General features: G+C 58.9%; 13 protein-coding genes. 7 read left to right on the top strand and 6 right to left on the bottom strand.

All coding sequences use genetic code 11. The annotated features are described in order from the left end of the window. Positions 1–7 precede the first annotated feature (7 nt). Positions 8–2,482, bottom strand: coding sequence for a CaiB/BaiF CoA-transferase family protein (locus Q8M73_05590; GenBank protein ID MDP2288022.1), 2,475 nt, complete (start codon positions 2,480–2,482; stop codon positions 8–10). A gap of 309 nt (positions 2,483–2,791) precedes the next feature. On the opposite strand from Q8M73_05590, the gene Q8M73_05595 reads away from it, so the two are divergent. The 3 genes from Q8M73_05595 (at position 2,792) to Q8M73_05605 (ending at position 5,508) form a co-directional block, all read left to right on the top strand. After that, complete coding sequence (locus tag Q8M73_05595) at positions 2,792–3,802, top strand: DUF2889 domain-containing protein (GenBank protein ID MDP2288023.1); 1,011 nt, start codon at positions 2,792–2,794, stop codon at positions 3,800–3,802. Positions 3,803–3,882: 80 nt separating this feature from the next. Next, positions 3,883–5,070, top strand: a complete 1,188-nt coding sequence (locus Q8M73_05600) for a thiolase (GenBank protein MDP2288024.1) — start codon at positions 3,883–3,885, stop codon at positions 5,068–5,070. Positions 5,071–5,073: 3 nt separating this feature from the next. Then, the gene (locus Q8M73_05605; GenBank protein ID MDP2288025.1) at positions 5,074–5,508 is read left to right on the top strand and encodes an OB-fold domain-containing protein; all 435 of its coding nucleotides are present in this window, start codon (positions 5,074–5,076) and stop codon (positions 5,506–5,508) included. A 127-nt stretch (positions 5,509–5,635) separates the two neighbouring features. Here Q8M73_05605 and Q8M73_05610 read toward each other — a convergent pair whose 3' ends face one another. The 4 genes from Q8M73_05610 to Q8M73_05625 all read right to left on the bottom strand — a co-directional run bounded on the left by Q8M73_05610 (position 5,636) and on the right by Q8M73_05625 (position 11,237). Next, positions 5,636–6,793, bottom strand: a complete 1,158-nt coding sequence (locus Q8M73_05610; protein MDP2288026.1) for an amidohydrolase family protein — start codon at positions 6,791–6,793, stop codon at positions 5,636–5,638. A gap of 111 nt (positions 6,794–6,904) precedes the next feature. Further along, complete coding sequence (locus Q8M73_05615) at positions 6,905–7,657, bottom strand: SDR family oxidoreductase (GenBank protein MDP2288027.1); 753 nt, start codon at positions 7,655–7,657, stop codon at positions 6,905–6,907. 283 nt (positions 7,658–7,940) lie between these two features. Next, the gene (locus Q8M73_05620; GenBank protein MDP2288028.1) at positions 7,941–8,738 is read right to left on the bottom strand and encodes an SDR family oxidoreductase; all 798 of its coding nucleotides are present in this window, start codon (positions 8,736–8,738) and stop codon (positions 7,941–7,943) included. A 24-nt stretch (positions 8,739–8,762) separates the two neighbouring features. After that, the gene (locus Q8M73_05625; GenBank protein ID MDP2288029.1) at positions 8,763–11,237 is read right to left on the bottom strand and encodes a CoA transferase; all 2,475 of its coding nucleotides are present in this window, start codon (positions 11,235–11,237) and stop codon (positions 8,763–8,765) included. 299 nt (positions 11,238–11,536) lie between these two features. Between Q8M73_05625 and Q8M73_05630 the strand changes: the two genes are divergently transcribed. Continuing rightward, positions 11,537–12,172, top strand: coding sequence for a TetR/AcrR family transcriptional regulator (locus Q8M73_05630; protein MDP2288030.1), 636 nt, complete (start codon positions 11,537–11,539; stop codon positions 12,170–12,172). Positions 12,173–12,236: 64 nt separating this feature from the next. Here Q8M73_05630 and Q8M73_05635 read toward each other — a convergent pair whose 3' ends face one another. Further along, entirely contained in the window at positions 12,237–13,511 is a 1,275-nt protein-coding gene (locus Q8M73_05635; protein ID MDP2288031.1) for an ABC transporter substrate-binding protein, read from the bottom strand. Positions 13,512–13,798: 287 nt separating this feature from the next. Between Q8M73_05635 and Q8M73_05640 the strand changes: the two genes are divergently transcribed. Genes Q8M73_05640 through Q8M73_05650 form a run of 3 tightly spaced genes read left to right on the top strand, consistent with a single transcriptional unit; the run spans position 13,799 to position 15,983 of the window. Then, positions 13,799–14,542 carry an SDR family oxidoreductase gene (locus Q8M73_05640; GenBank protein MDP2288032.1) on the top strand — a complete coding sequence of 248 codons (744 nt, stop codon included), beginning with the start codon at positions 13,799–13,801 and terminating at the stop codon, positions 14,540–14,542. Next, complete coding sequence (locus Q8M73_05645; protein MDP2288033.1) at positions 14,539–15,480, top strand: TIGR03621 family F420-dependent LLM class oxidoreductase; 942 nt, start codon at positions 14,539–14,541, stop codon at positions 15,478–15,480. Before Q8M73_05640 ends, Q8M73_05645 begins: the two co-directional genes overlap by 4 nt. Further along, positions 15,477–15,983 carry a carboxymuconolactone decarboxylase family protein gene (locus Q8M73_05650; protein MDP2288034.1) on the top strand — a complete coding sequence of 169 codons (507 nt, stop codon included), beginning with the start codon at positions 15,477–15,479 and terminating at the stop codon, positions 15,981–15,983. Before Q8M73_05645 ends, Q8M73_05650 begins: the two co-directional genes overlap by 4 nt. Positions 15,984–16,054 lie beyond the last annotated feature (71 nt).

The following is a 16,054-nucleotide window of genomic DNA, read 5'->3' on the forward strand; positions in this document are numbered from 1 at the left end:
GGATCAACTAGCTGAAGGCGACGATGCCACGCTCCGCATAGTCGGTGATCTCGGCCTCCTCAAAGCCGGTCTCCTCCAAGATCGCGCGCGTGTGCTGGCCCTTTGTTCCGCCAACTGTGGCTACCGCGCGAGAACGCGAGAAGCCGGCGTAGGGACCAAGTCGGGGATAGGCGCCGATCATTGGATGCTCGACCGTGGCAAGCCAACCGTGTTCTTCTGCGAGGGCGCCAACGTAGATCGTCTCCGGGCTGGCCTGCACGCACTCAAGGCACCCCACGTCGGCGGCAAGCAGTTGCTTCTGCCACGCGGCAGCCGACTGTTGCTTGAAGACTGCACTCAGGCGCTGAACCAGCAGTGGATCATGTTCAGCTCGCAAGCTGGAGTTCTCGAATCGTGGTTCGCCTGCGAGATCATCGAATGGCGCGAGTGCCAAGGAAAGCTTGCGCCAATCAGTGTTCGAGGGCGCCGCCAACGACACCCAGCCGTCGCTGGTCTCGTATAGGCGCACAAGCGCATTAAGTCCGAGTACTTCATCATCGGTTGAACTCGGCTCCCATCGTCCTTCGAACTCGACCATCATCTCGCCCAGACAATGACCGCAGGACTGGAGCATCGTGGTGAGCAGGGACTGTCCGGGGACTCCCCTGGCTTGGAGGTAGGCAGCCATGGCAAGCGCACTGCCAACGGCGAACGAGGCAATGCCGTCGGGCTGAGCCGAGCCACCGCCACCACCTGAACTTGCCTGCACGGCCATCAGTCGAATGGCGTCATTGTCGATGGGGACACCCTCAGGGATCTGGCTCCCGACGTTGCGCATGGCGATGCCGCTTCCTGCAGCAATCGTCGGTGCGAATGCTGGACGGCCGCCGTACGGCGGCCGGATGCCAAAGCCGGGACAATCCAGATACATGAGATTTGGATTGAGCTTGATGAGGTCTTCGGCTGTGACGCCCAAACGTTCTGCAACGCCCATGCGAAATGAGCACATGACGATGTCGACCAGCGGGATCACCTTGGCCAGGATCTCCCGCGCCTCAGGAGAGCCAAGGTTGAGACAAAGCGATTCCTTGCCCTGCAGGACTTTCATGCCGCCAGCTTCCGGAAAAGCCTGAGCGGTGCGCATCGGGTCACCCTCGATCGGCTCGATCTTGATCACGCGAGCACCCAGATCGGTGAGCATGGTCGATCCGTGTGGAGCCGCGTAGTACGTGCCCAACTCCATGATCGTCACACCCTTGAGCGGCAGGTCATTTGGCACCGCGCTCGGCACGACTGTGTGCTCGAGCGCGAGCCCATCCGCGCGCGCACGAAGCTCATCGCCATGTTCATCGAGATGTGGGGCATCGGCGCCGAGTTGCGCAGGCGTTCTGCTCATCCGAATGAGTGGTCCGGGCATGAGCACATCACCGTGGCGGCGATCCTTGATGGTGACGAGCTGCCCCTCGACTTCCATCTGCGGATGGCGCAGCAAATCAGTACCCCGGCGAAAGACCTCGGCGAAGACATTGGGCCACTCGTCGAAGATCGCCTGCCATTCCTTCAGGGTCTTGCCCTTGACGATGTCTATCAGCAGATCCCAGAACTCCATCTTCATCGCAGCATCTGCCGAAGGCGGAAGCATGACGGTGTCCGTGCCCATCGTGACGAACTCGCTCCACTTCGGATCCTCATACATCCACCCCAAGCCGCAGGCGAGCATGAAGTCGCGGAAGAGCCTGGGCTGCACTTGCGAGAACTGCAGCCAGTGGCCATCGCTAGTGATCGCCACGAGCAGCTTGTAGGTGTAGCTGGAGTTCGGGCTTCCATCAGCCGCGACGGGCGCCGAGGCGGTGAATGCCTCGGGAAAGCGCTGGGTGAGAACAGCGTTGACTTGGCCCCAAGGATCCTGTGCTCCAAGGGAGTGAGCCAGTGATGCGTCCACGATCTGCCCGAGTCCACTGGATTCTCGCTCGCGAAGGGCGGCGAAGATTCCGTGCAGCAGAGTCTGCGAGGCGCTCCACGCAGCGAAAGGAACGGTGATGAAGTTGGGCCCAGGCGCCAAAGTCAACCGCTGATTGACTGAATTCGCCCCCACCGTGGCCATGACCAGCGATTCGTGACCTTTGACATCTGCAAGCGGGCCATCCAGCCCCCAACCCGTGACAATCGCGATGACAGCTTTGGGATTGACCGACTGCACACTCTTGGGGTCCAGCCCCCATGCCTGCAAAGTCTTCTGCCGCACGGAGGTCACCACCACATCCGCCTGTGACATCAACTTCAATGCCTGCTCCGCCTGTTGCGGCACATGGCAATCAAGCACCACGCTCTTCTTGCCCCGACCAATGAACAGGTAGCCAGGCTCCTTGCGCAGGGCGATCCCGAGAGGCGGCTCAATGGTGACCACCTCGGCACCGAAGTCTGCGAAGACATTGCCGACTTGGGCTACTGAGAGCCCGTCGCCAAGTTCGACGATCTTCAGTCCCTCGAGAACTCCACCCATTTCCTAACCTCCACCGGCTAAGCGCCCAACCCCGCTCACCGAAAGAGAATTGCCATACGGGGTATAGGCGTGTGAGGACGGTAGGTCCATTAGGCCTACTGTGGAGGTGTTTCCACGAACTTCGTCGTGGTGGGCCCTCGCGCGGCACCAACTGCTCAGTCTTCAGTTAACAGAATTCCGCTTGGAACCAGCCTGACAGGGCATAAGAATCGCAAGAAAGTGCGCCTGAACAGCGAAGTTGATCTACATTGTATAGGCGCTGGGCCTCGCCAGTACTGACCGCAGACTGGACGCTTGGAAGGACATTCTATGACGATCACGGTGCCCGTTGAGCTGTTTCCCAGGGGTCCAGCGGTAGCAGCCCCTGCCCGACGCGCTGGATCGGTGCGTCGGACTTCGACCATCGACAGCACCTGGCCCGATGGTATGGAAGCAAACCGCACGGTGATCGGTCGCTCGCGTGACCTCTTCACCCCGCTCGATGGCGGAGAGCCGATTGTCGTGGCTGAAGATGTGCTGATCGCGACCGTGGCACCGGATCGGCAAATTGTCGCGATGGAGACGCAGCCCCCTCGCGATGAGGTGCAGGTGCTCGTTGGTGCGCAAGGCGGAAGTAACTCGCGTGGGCGCGTTGTGGATGCGGTTCCCGAGGAAGTTGAGGCAGGCACACCGCTGTATCTCTTGCTCGACGATCTGTCCGGAGCAACCCTCGTCGGTGGCGTTGCCTATCGGTTCTGGGAATCTGAGGAAGCCCAGGAGGAGCGAATGCGGCAGATGAAGAAACTGGTTGGCGTACGCGTCATGGAAGGCATCTGCGCAGGATTCCAGCCGGGGTCATCAGCGTTGAATGCAGACGGCAGCAACAGGGGTTTGGGTGATAGCAAGCCAGTCCCACCGATAGACAACGCGGACGACCCATGGGCTTGGCACGAGTTGACCGCTCCGCTGGAGCCTTCGCATAGGCGTTCACGCAGAATCGACCTGTGGCTTGAAGACGGCGTGGTGCATATTGAAACCTTCTTTCAGGATTCCTACACGACACCCGATGGTCACCGTGAAGCTGTCCATGAATATGTGGTGTCGGCGACCGCCGATCCCGTGACTGGTGAAGTCATCAGCATCGGTGCAGATCCTCGCGTGCTTCCGCACTATGAGTGTCCACTTGCGACGGTGGCTGTGTCACGGATGGTTGGTCAGCCGCTGCGCGGATTCCGCGACTCAGTCAACGAGAAGCTCCCAGGCATTGACGGCTGCACGCACATGAATGACACTCTCCGCTCGCTTGCTGAGGTGCCAGTGCTGGTACCTCATCTGATGTAGGGGAAGTTCTTCAATCGCTGGACCATTGGCGAGCCGCGGCACGGCATTTGATTGATGAATTGAATCGAGAAGGGCAAGGGATGACCAAAGAACCAACCACTGCGATCGCCGGCATTGGGCGCACGCCCTATTTCAAGCGCGGGCAGTCCGTACCGAGAACGAAACTCCAAATGGCTTGTCAGGCGATCAAGCATGCTTGCGATGACGCCGGCATCAGCGTCAAGGATATTGACGGCTTCGCGTACTACTCGGGCGGATTCGATACTGCACGGATCGCACAGATGCTGGGCATTCCTGAGATCACTTTCACCGCATCGCTCACAGGAGGCGGTGGAGGTTCTGCTGGCGCCATTGGGCTCGCCGCCGCTGCCATTGACAGCGGGCAAGCCAGTCATGTGGTCAGTCTGATGACCTTGCAGCAGACACCTGATGCTCGCTTGGGTGCCGCCTTCGCGACTAAGGGCAAGAGCGCGTATTCGGCACCCAGTGAATCCCATGTGGATTTTGTGGCGCCTTCGGGTCTGTTCGCTCCCGGCCAGATGATGTCAGTTCTCGCCATGCGCCACATGCACCTGTACGGCACTCGCCGCGAGGCCTTCGCAGAGATCGCCATATCTCAACGTGAGAACGCGATCAAGCGGCCTACCTCCAGATTCTCAGATCCGATCACACTCGATGACTACTTCGGGGCACGGATGATCTCTGACCCGCTCTGCCTCTTCGACTACACCCAGGAGAATGACGGCGCAGTCGCAGTGATCACCACGAGTGCCTCCAGGGCTCGGGACCTGCAGCAACCTCCGGCCTACGTGTTGGCCGCGGCGCATGGTGGCGCAGGACGATGGGGTCTGGCGTACCAGCAGATGCAGATGCCCGACGAGTACTTCACCTCTTCGGGCCATCGGCCAGTGGCCAAGCGCCTGTACGAGATAGCCGGTATCACGCCCACTGATGTCGATGTCGCACTGCTCTACGACCACTTCTCTCCCATGGTTCTCATGCAGATCGAGGACTATGGCTTCTGCGATATTGGCGAAGGTGGCGCGTTCGTCGAAGCTGGCAACATTCGCTTCGGGACAGGCACTATCCCGGTCAACACACATGGTGGAAATCTCTCCGAGGCGTACATCATCGGCATGACACATGTGTATGAAGCCGTCGAACAGGTACGCGGCACTGCGGTGAACCAGGTCAAGGATGCCCGGATCGCGCTCGCCACTGGCGGACCGGCATCTATCCCGACCAGCGGACTACTACTGAGGAATTAGGACATGAAATCTGCACTGGCACAGGCTGGCCTTGGCGAGTTCGCCACTCTCAACGTCGACACGTTCACCAAACCGTTCTGGGATGCCGCTCGCGAGCATCGCCTTGTGGTTCCGCAGTGTGACGACTGTGGAACATTCCATCTCCCACCATCGCCGTTCTGTCATGAGTGTGACGGTGAAGCGCTTTCGTATACCGAAGTCCCGGGTACCGGAGAGGTGTACTCGTTCACGATCGTGCGTCATCCAGTTGTGCCGGCGCTGGCTTCCGTGGTCCCTTATGTGATTGCAGTTGTCGATCTCGACGGAGCGCCAGGAGCTCGCTTGGTCGGCAACGTCATCGACTGTGTGCCCGAGGCTGTTCACATCGGATCGAAGGTCACTGTCGTCTATGACGACATCGATGACGATGTGACCATCCCCCGCTTCGTATTGAACTAAGGAGTCGGCCCGAAGTCCCGGGAGGTATCGAGGCAGCAGTGGCCTTGAACGCTTCACGAAAGCGTCAGGCCCCTGGGTGATACCAGGGGCCTGACGCTGATTCCACGCTTGAGTGCGGTGCTGCGAGTTATGCCTCGTCCGCTGGTGGCTGCGGAACATGCGGGAAGAGCTCGGCGAAGGCGCCGATGCGGATTCGCCGACTGACCGCTGGGTCGAGGTCGTCGCACAGTTCGTGCAGGGTCTTCTGCGTGTGACCGAACGTGCCTTCCCAGTGTGGGTAGTCGCTTCCGAACATTCCGTTCTTGTAGCCCTGGGCGGTGTACGCCGTGGTGGAGGAGCGGTAGTCATGCTGGAAGGACGCGTAGACCTGTTCGTAGAGGATCTCGCCCGGAAGCCGGTTCAGTTTCGGACTCACCGCAGCAGAGTGCTGGCGGTATGCCTCGTCCAAGCGATCGGCCATGAATGGCACCCAGCCAGAACCACCTTCGGACACGATGACCTTCAGGTTCGGCCGCTGGTCCAGCGCGCCAGAGGCAACCATCTGACACGCCACTCGTTGTCCACCAAAAGTTGTCTCGGTGTAGTTCATGACTGCACCGCCGCGCCCACGGTGCGTAACACCGGTTCGGATGTCTGGCGTGTGCGGCTCGGTGCCAATGTGGAAGGCAATGCGTGTGCCCAGGTCATCGAGCACGTCCCATAGCGGGTCGAAGAAGGGATCCACGTAGTTGTGCTGGACCTCGCCGGCAAGACCCGGACGAGTCGGCAGCGACACCGCCTTCAAGCCCAGAGCAGCAGTGCGCTTGGCCTCCTTGATGGCATCGTCGATGTCGAGCAGCGGTAGTGCTGCGGTGCAGACGAAGCGTGGTGACGTGGACTGCATCTCAGCTGCCCAGTCGTTGAGTGCCATTGAACCTGCCAGCGCAAGCTTGGGGTCGCGGATGTTGAAGGACCAGATGCCCAGCGAAGGGAAGGTCAATTCTGCCCAGATGCCCTCGATGTCCAGATCCTCCAGGCGCAGCGGGATGTTCTCCGCGCCCGGTGGACGTCGATCCTTGTCGCGGAACTCCTCTGCAGTGAGCACAGCACCGGAGATGCCGCTGCTGTTGCTTGGCATCCGACGGCGAAATTCCTGGCCATCGACGTAGACGGTCTCCCACAGGCCATCAGCGTCCTTGACGCTGCGCGGCATGCGCTCGGCAAGATCCGCTGGCAGACGATCAGCAAAGAGATTCTCCGGCTCAACGAAATGCGAGTCTCCGGAGTTGGCCCAGATCTTTCCCATGGTGTACCTCCCTGTGTCGGCGGGACACTCCTCGCCGCGGTGGATGCATGCTTGCAGGGCAGGATATACGGCGTACAGGGACTTAGGTCCCGAGTTGCGGTCCCTTTCCGGTCAGCTGGGCCCACCTGATACCGAGAAGGTCTGACCGGTGATGTAGGAACCCTTCTCAGAGAGCAGGTAGCAGGTCATCTCGGCGATCTCCTCGGAAGTGCCCGCGCGGCCCATCGGAATGCCGGCACGCATCTGCTTCTGAGTCTCCGCATCAACCGTTGCAACACGTGGCGTCTCGGTGAAGCCTGGCGATACTCCATTGATCCGCACCGTGGGCGCCAGGGCCAGGCTGGCACGTGCGGTGAAGGCATTCAGTGCCGCCTTGGTGGTGCCATAGGCAAGGGAGTTGGAACTGGGTCGCTCCGCTGAGTTCGAGGATATGTTGACAACCCCGCCTGCGCCCTTGGCGAGCATGTCGTCCTTGACCAGCCAGGTGAGGTGGAAGGCCGCGTCGAGGTTTGCCGCGAACATTGCCTTCCAGGTCCGGAAGGTGAGTTCGTGCGGATCTTGGATTTTGGTGTATGCGGCATTGTTCACAAGCAAGTCAATCGATCCGAGTTGGGCTTTCACATCCAAAACAAGTTGCTCGCGCGCCTGCTCACTGGTGATATCGGCCCGGAAGAGTTTCGCCTGCCCTCCTGAAGCATTGATCCGATCACAGGTCTCCTGCGCAAGCACAGAGTCGCTTCTGAAGTTGATGGCCACGGATGCGCCCCGCGCGGCAAGCATCTCTGAGATCGCGCCCCCGATGCCTTTGCCCCCACCTGTCACAAGTGCGACCTTGCCAGTGAACTCAAGTGCGTCAGTACTCATGGTGGTCAGTCCTTAGCTGTCGATTCGATGCCACGCGAATGACCCGAAGAGCCGGCCATACACAGTCAAGCGAAAAGACTGTACGCCGTATATACCGACCTGCGAAGGCGTTCTTCCCGAATTTGCCAATGACGAACTGTCACGTTCGTCCTCTCGTGGACTCGAAATGGGTCTGGCCAATGAGGCCGTTGACACCCCAGCCGTAGCTACCCACCGAGGAATACCTAAGGTCGTAATCAGTTGAGTGCTGTGCGAGTCGCATCGAAGACCCGCTCACAGAGTGTCACTTCATCGATGCAATCTGACGATTCACGTATCCGTCCCAATCTTCCGCGCGCGAGACCAAGATCTCGCGGATCTGATAGTCGGTTGGAAGCCAGAATTGATCGGCTTCAATTGCGTCAACCACTTCATGGCCAACTTCTTCGGCATCGCGCATCTGGAATTGGGGCCCGGGCCCGCGTGTTGGTGTGTCAGGTCCAAATGACGGCATGTTCTTGCCAATGTTTGTAGCAACGGGGCCCGGACACAGAACTGTCACCCCAATGCCTTGGGGCTTGGCGTAGAGCGCCAAGCCTTCAGATATCTGCACGATGGCGGCTTTCGATGCTGAATATGGCATCCGGTCATAGGAGTAGCTCATCAAGCCAGCAAAGGACGCGGTATTGACGAAGTGGCCGGACCCCTGCGCGAGAAAGAGCGGAAGGAATGCTGCATGGCTTCGCACGACTGAGAAGAGATTGACGTTGATGACACGGTGCCACTCCTCGATCGGTATGTGTTCCGGCAAGCCTCGTGTGATGACACCGGCGTTGTTCATAACGATGTCAACGCGCCCATATTCGGATAGCAGCTGAGATTTCAAGTCCTCGAAGGACGCGTCCTCGCCCACATCAACGCGAACGCCAATAGCGGAGCCACCAGCTGCCTTTATCTCTTCGACGACGACATGCGCTCCGTCAACATCGATATCCGCAACTACGACGATCGCACCCCTTGATCCCAAAGCGAGCGCGGTACCGCGCCCAATGCCGCTGGCAGCTCCGGTGACGACCGCGACCTTGCTCTGCACTGATTCCATCTTCAACCTCTTCAGTAGTCGTGATCAGACTTTTGCAATGCCGCGAGTGACGAGATCCTCTATGTACTCATCAGAGAAGCCGAATTCGTTCAGTACCTCCGCTGTGTGCTGGCCGAGAGTGCATCCAGCCGGATTGATTGTTGATGATCGTGAGAATCCTGCGTAGGCGCGCAATCGTGGGTACTCGCCAATGACCGGGCTCTCTGCAGACGCCAACCAGTTGTGCGCCTCTGCAAGTTCAGTCATGAACACCCGATTTGGCGGCATGCTATTGACCTCCACGCATCCAATGTCACGTGCCAGCAATTGCGATTCCCATTCAGCCGCATTCTGCTTGCTGAAGAATTCCACGAGAGCATCAGCTAGTGCTGCATCGTTGTGCCGACGCGACTCTGCACTGATAAAGCGTGCATCGGAACCAAGCCGGTCTTCGCCGCCCAGTGCCTGAACCAGACGAGTCCACTCACTTGGTTTTGGCGCACTCAAGAAGACCCAGCCGTCGCCACCTGTCGGATAGAGGCGATAGAGCGCATTGAGTCCGTACAAATCAACGCCAGCAGTCGGAGCATCAGGTCGATTGGGGTACTCGACCATAATCTCTGCAAGTGCATGCGCACAGGACTGGAGCATTGTGGTGAGCAGGGCCTGCCCAGGTATTCCCTGAGTCTGCAAATATGCTGCGAACGCCAGTGCAGTGCCGACACCAAGCGCTGCCACGCCATCGGCTTGCGCGGCTGCATTACCGCCGCCGGCCGTCAGCTTTGCGGCGAGCAGCCGGATGACGTCGAAGTCGTCAGGGACCCCTTCGGGAATCAACTGACCGACATTGCGCATCGCCATGCCGCTGCCTGCGCCAATGACCGGCGCGAAAGCGGGCCTGTTGCCGTACGGCGCCTTGAGCCCGAACCCCGGGCTCTCCAAATACATGATGTTCGGATTCAACTTCAACAGGTCCGTGGCCCCCACGCCCAATCGATCAGCAACACCCATGCGGAATGCACACAGCACGAGATCGATCGATGGGGCCATGGCTGCCAGGACATCGCGACACTCTGGCGTTGCAAGATCCAAGGCCACTGACTCTTTGCCTTGCAGGACCTTCATCGCACCAACTTCAGGGAAAGCCTGCTGAGTGCGCATCGGATCACCTTCGAGTGATTCGATCTTGATCACTCGAGCGCCAAGATCGGTGAGGATTGTCGCCCCGTATGGCGCTGCATAGAAGGTGCCAAGCTCGAGAATGGTCAGGCCGGCCAATGGCAGTCCCGGTTCGGACTTCGCTGAGAACTGCTTGGGAGCAACGGCAATATCCGCCGCTCGCTTGAGCAGTTCCTCCTGATGCTCACCAAGTCTTGGTGCGTCAGCGCCGAGCTCTGCCGGTGTGCTGTCAAAGCGGATGAGCGCACCAGGTTGGAGTACACCGCCCAGCTCGCGATCGTGGATCGTGACGAGTTGGCGCTCGACCTCCATCTGCGGATGGTGCAACAAGGTTGTCCCACGACGAAAGACCTCAGCGAACACGTTCGGATCCTCGTCGAAGGCGACCTGCCATTCGGCCAAAGTACGGCTGCGCACAATTTCGTACAGAAGATCCCAGAACTCGAAGCGCTGGGCTGAGTCTGCGGAGTCCGGCAACGTGACAGTATCGGTGGCAAGCCTCATAAATTCAGCCCACTTGGGATCCTCGTACATCCAATCCAGTCCAGCTGCGTGCATGAACGCCCTGAACAGGCGCGGCTGTACTTCGGCAAATTGAACCCAGTAGCCATCCTTAGTGATAGCGACCAGTAACTTGAATAGGAAACTTGTATTAGGCGCCCCATCACTGCCGGTTTGCGCCGTGGGTGTGAAAGCGTCTGGAAACCGTTCGGCAATCACCCCGAGGGCTTGAGTCCAAGGATCCTGGGCACCAAGGCTGTGTGCCAAGCTGGTGTCGACCATCTGACCCACGCCACTCGTCTCGCGCTCACGTAACGCTGCGAAGACACCCTGCAGAACAGTCTGCCCGGCACTCCAACTTGCGAAGGGCACAGTCGTGAATATGGGTCCCTCGCGATCCACCACTTTTTGGGGCGCATAGTTGGCACCCACCTTGGCCATCACCATGCCTTCGCTGCCCTTGGCACTCGAAAGTGGACCTGATAAGCCCCACGCGGTCACAAGTCCGAACACCAAGCGCGGGTTCACCTTCGCCAGCGTTGCGTAATCCAGTCCCCACCTCTTGAGTGTGGATGGCCTAATCGACGTCAACACGACGTCTGCTTGCGACGCGAGTCGAAGGAACTGCTCAGCGTCTGTGGGGATATTGCAGTCGAGCACCAGACTCTTCTTGCCGCGAGCCATGAACGCGAATCCGTTGGCAGATCGAAGCGCGACTCCGCCTGGCGGCTCCACAAGAATCACCTCAGCACCAAAGTCGGCGAACAGATTGCCTGCTTGTGCGATGGCAAGGCTGTCGCCGAGTTCGAGTACAAGCCTTCCAGCTAGCGGTCCGCCCATCTTTGCTCCCTGATTGAGTTGCACCCATCCGCCTCTGCGTGAACATTCCACACTTCTTCTGCGATTGCGATGGTTTGAGCGAGCGCACTCCTGCAAATCGTGCGACACCGGCGGAAAGGAGATTTCATCTGCGCGACAGATCAATTGAAGCTGTCTACTCAGTGGACGATCTCTGTGCATCTGTTGCAGTCTTGGGCGATTGACACCTGTCAGTTCGACCTGCAGTCAGCGCTGTTCGCCGACGGGATAGTGCGCTCGCTTCTATTCACAAAGCGAACACCTGTCGCTACTCTGCGAAAGTGGTCAAGACGGCAACAGCAACAGTGCGAAAGTACCCAGGCGCGCGCCCGATCTCCATTCGTGAGGCACAGAAGCAACTCACGCGCGAGCGACTGATCCAAACGGCAATCGCTGTCATGGTGGATCGCGGCTTCGAGGCCGCCACCATTGATGAGATCGCCAGCCGGGCAAATGTAGGTCGAACGACTGTGTACAAGTATTTTCATGGCAAGCCAGAGATCGCTGCTGCTATTGCAGAAACGCAGCAGGCGCAGATGATGATGGCGATCGTTGCACTGAAGAAGGTGGAGCCAGGTAGTCACGAAGATCTCTGCATATGGTTGGAACAATTCGAATCGACGTTCGCTGGCCAGGCGCAATGGATGTTCCTCATGCCTCTGACTCCTGACAAAGTGATGCACTCACTTCTGGAGCAAGACCTGGCTGCTGAAGAGATCCTGGATGAATGGTCAAGTAAGGGCTGGATGCCTGCGGTTGCAGCTCCAGCGCAATCCCTTCGATTGCTGTTCAATCTTGTCGGTCGCTGGCTGACCTATCACGCAGTGTTTGCAATACCGGAGCCAGAGCACAGTCGTGAAGCGCTCCTGGAGCTCCTGAACTGTGAAATCACCCGCATTGTTCACAGGGCTCGCTAACGAATCTTGCAAGAAAGAAGGAGGCTGGCGCAGTGCGCCAGCCTCCTTCTTTTCAATGCTGTGACTAGCCGACCACTCTGCCGGTTGCCGTTTCAACCAACTTGCCGCAGGTGGCCTTGGCGTCAGGAACAAACTTTCCGTCCTTGACGAGCAAGTACCAGCCACAGCGTGCTGGGTCACCGTTTGGGGTGACGCCAGGTGCGTAGCTGATCGGCTCAGGAAGCAAGCCGGCGCCGGTGATCTTGGTCTGCTTCCGCAGATTGTCGATGAACCCGGCACGTGTTGGGCACTTGCCAGCAAGGGTCAAGCCCTTGATGAAGGTGTCCGCCGACACAAATCCGATTGGACCACTGACGGAGTCAGGGTTCAAGCCCGCGGCGCGCATGCCGTTGGCGAAGGTGCGCACACCGGGACGACCTGGGACGCTCGTGGGCACGGTGCCGAAGGTTGTGCCAATGGCGCCTTCAAGTGCGGCAGGGGCCTGGGCGATGACCCTGGGATCTGAGAAGCCCGCAAGCATTATGGCCTTCATTGGAACGCCCTGCTGCTTCAAGGCATTCGCTACGGCGATGCCGCCATCAGAGGTAAGGATTGAGTATTCGGCATCAGCACCTGAGTTCTTGATCCGCAATGCGACTGAGGTGGCATCGAAGGTCCCGATTGGCGCGTCTGCAATGCGAAGGGCCAGAGTCATGCCTTCCAGCGGAATGCCGGTAACCGCGGCAGCTCCACCAGCCTGCGCACCGGGAGAGTTGTGGTTCACGACGGCAACCTTTGTCGCGCCTGCAGCTTTCAATCGAGCAAAAGCACCAGTGTTTCCGTAGAGCGGTGCGAAGGCACCCGTTGCACCAAAGACGTTGCGGTCGGTTCCATGAGCTGGCAGGTTGGCGAGTCCGACGACCGGCACGTTCTGAGCCTTGAAGATCGCCATCATCGTGTCGACAGTGCTTGCCTCGATGATACCGAACACGTTGTCCTGCTGGATTGCCTTGTTGGCAACGCTCGATTGGGTACCGCCATCAGCCTTGTCGTCATAGACAGTGATGTTGATCTTGCGACCATTGACGCCGCCCTTGGCATTCTGTTGGGCGATGCGCAACTTCGCGCCTTCAACGAACCCGGTGAAGCTCGAAACAGCCGGACCGGTCGTAGGAGTGATGATGCCGACATTGATGGAAGCGTTATCTACGCCAGGCGTAGTTGGGCAAGCGACCGGCTTGGTTGCTGGCGCTGGTGTCGGAGCAGCCGTGACTGTGGTGGCAGAAACTCCGACGGCCAAAGCGGCGGCAAGCCCGCCAGCAAGGAAGATCTTTCTTCCCCTGCGAGATGAGTGTGTCATGCATTCTCCTCGAACTCCTTGGCCAGCGTGACGGCCATTGATGGACTATTTGTGGTGTGGATCACCAAAGCGTGACAAGGAAACCTCATTACCGCCATACGGGGTATAGGCATCAGTGAGGTGTTATCAATTCGTGATCTAGAGGGCCACCAAACCAGCAGATATTGCAATCTCAGTGAACAGATAGCCGCGATCTGTTCGGCTATGCGACAGAGTTCCCGCAAGATTCCTGCGTAATCGCCAGTTTTCATCTAGTGCGCCGAGGGTCCCGCCCGAATACTGCAGGCATGGAGAATACGAACCGTTTGGCGGGCAAAGTCGTCATCGTTACCGGTGCTGCTCGCGGCCTGGGACGCGACTACGCGCGGTATTTCGCGATGGATGGCGCACATGTTGTGGTGGCCGATGTCAAGGACACGGCTGGCGCAGCGAATGAGGCCGGTGCCATCGGCCCCAAGGCCATCGGCGTCGAATGCGACGTGACTTCACAGGCTTCGGTCAATAACCTCGTGAACATCACGGTGCAGGAGTTCGGCCGAGTCGACATCCTGATCAATAACGCCGGCCTTTGGCGTGGCCTCGCTGAGTCGGGCCTTCTGGAGTGCCCTGACGATGTCTGGGATATTGCCTGGGCCGTCAATGTCACCGGAACCTTGCGCGCTACCCGCGCTGCGGTGCCAGCGATGAAGCTGAACTCATGGGGCCGAATCATCAACGTGTCTTCGATGGCTGCCAAGAGTGGCGGCAACTCCTACGGACTCACTAAGGCAACTGTCGAACACATGACTCGCGGTATGGCACGCGAAGTCGGAGACTTCGGAATCACGGTCAACTGCATTGCTCCCGGGATCAGCGCCTTTGAGGCTGCCGGCAGCCAACTCGCAAATGCTGACCAAATCACCAGCAGCAACCCGATCAAGAGATTCGGCACCAGTCGCGAGCAGTATGAAGCGATGGCCTACTTCTGCTCAGACGGCGCGGATTACACGACCGGGCAAACGCTTTACGTCGATGGAGGCGCAACAAGTTGAGCCCTCAGTTCAAGTTCTCCATTCAGATGCCCTTCACGCCTGACGCCGATAGTTGGGTGGAGAAGGTGCAGCGGGCCGAAGCCATGGGCTTCTATTCCGTCTCAGTTCCTGACCACCTTGGCCCCAGCCTTCCGCAGCTATCTCCGATGATTTCGCTCGCGGCTGCTGCGATGGTGACGACGAAAGTTCGCCTAGCTATCACGGTGCTCAACAACGACTTTCGCAATCCCACGCTGCTGGCTAAGGAGATCGCAACCTTGGACATCCTGTCCAAGGGTCGAGTCGACATGGGCATTGGTGCCGGCTGGCTGGAGGAAGATCTCACCAAGACCGGCATCGGCACTTGGGATCCGCCTGGCACGCGCGTAAGTCGACTCTTTGAAAGCATCACAGCACTTCGCTTGCTCTTCTCGGGGGAGCCAGTGACCTTCGATGGCGAGTACTACTCGATCCACGACTTCACGTCGGTACCTACGCCGATGCAAAACCCACTCCCGATCATGGTGGGTGGCGGAGGAAAGCGAATGTTGAAATACGCCGCAGAGAATGCACAGATCATCAGCATCCTGACCCAGATGTCTGGAACTGCTGACACTCGAAAGAACGCATTTGAAGAACAACTGAGTTGGATCCGCGAGGGTGGCGGCTATGAGCGCGAGGACCTGATTATTGGCGTGCGCGTGCTGTTCGGCGCAGTCGGTCGACCAGGCGAAGATCGAGCAGCTGCTTCAGAACGAGCAATCGGACCAACCGGTGCGCGCGTGGCTGGAGGCCTTACAACCGACGAATTGCTTGACTCTCCTTTCGGGCTTATCGGCAGCACGGCTGAGTTGGCTGAGCACGTGCGTGGAGTCAACCAGCGTTACGGCATCACCTACTTCACCGTGAGTGAGCCGCTGGCCTGGGAACTGGGCCCACTCATCGCGGAACTGGCATGACTCCATCCACCAAGTCGAAAGGCCTCACTGTGCAGCGTCTCCCAGAAGCCGAAGTTCCTGCCGAGATGAAGAATCCGAACCGCATTGTGTTGGCGGGGTACAACAACCCGGAAATGTTCAAGGGCTTTGCGAGCCTGTCCGGACGCGTGCACTCTGCATCGCGGCTGTCAGACCGCGTGCGTGAGATCTTGGTGCTGCGGACGTTGTATCGCGTTGGCTCGAGTTACCAGTGCACACTTCACGAGCCCGTTGCCTTGAAGGCTGGCGTAACGACGGACGAACTTGAAGCGCTGAAGGTGGCTGATTTCGAGGTCTTCAGCGCAGCAGAGATTGCCGCGTTGAACTTCTGTGAAGCTGCAGACGGCGTAGATACCACCGATGAGCTGTGGGCCAAGACAGTTGCACATTGGTCGCCGCAGGAGATCTCAGACATGGTGATGCTCGCTGGCTTCTATGCGATGGCTGGTCGCTACTTACTCGCCATGGGCATCGTCGCGGAGTAAGCGTCGCGCGACTTCACAATGCAATCCATTGGATTCCCATTTTGCACAAGACGAGATTCTGGAATATGCCC

It is taken from the genome of Actinomycetota bacterium, from assembly GCA_030684515.1.
GTDB lineage: Bacteria > Actinomycetota > Actinomycetes > S36-B12 > S36-B12 > UBA11398.